Origin of the sequence: Mesorhizobium sp. M5C.F.Ca.IN.020.29.1.1, assembly GCF_003997375.1 — a bacterium.
In the GTDB taxonomy this organism is placed as follows: Bacteria; Pseudomonadota; Alphaproteobacteria; order Rhizobiales; family Rhizobiaceae; genus Mesorhizobium; species Mesorhizobium wenxiniae.
In genome coordinates, this window is sequence record NZ_RZSW01001217.1 from 1 (window position 1) to 395 (window position 395).

The window sequence follows — 395 nt, forward strand, 5'->3', positions numbered from 1 at the left end:
AGCCACGAACTGCGTACGCCGCTGAACGCGATTATTGGCTACAGCGAGATGCTGATCGAAGATGCAAGCGACCAGCACATGGTGGAATTCGTTCCGGAACTGGAGAAGATCGCCGCGGCTGGTCGCCATCTCCTGGCGCTCATCAACGACATCCTCGACTTGTCGAAGATCGAGGCGAACAAGATGGAAATTTTCTTAGAAACGTTCGACGTCGCCGATTTGATGCGCGACGTCGGGGCCACAGTCGCGCCTCTGATGGCGAAAAACCGAAACGGTTTCGTACTGGACCTCGAGGACGACCTCGGGAAAATGCATTCGGACCAGACGAAGTTGCGTCAGAACCTTTTTAACCTGCTCAGCAACGCCGCCAAGTTTACCGAAGGGGGTCGAGTAGC

The 395-nt window shown here is 55.4% G+C and carries 1 protein-coding gene; it reads left to right on the plus strand.

The features are described from left to right. Positions 1 to 395: HAMP domain-containing sensor histidine kinase (locus EOA85_RS37110; RefSeq protein WP_164760225.1), on the plus strand; the 395-nt coding region annotated here is incomplete at both ends.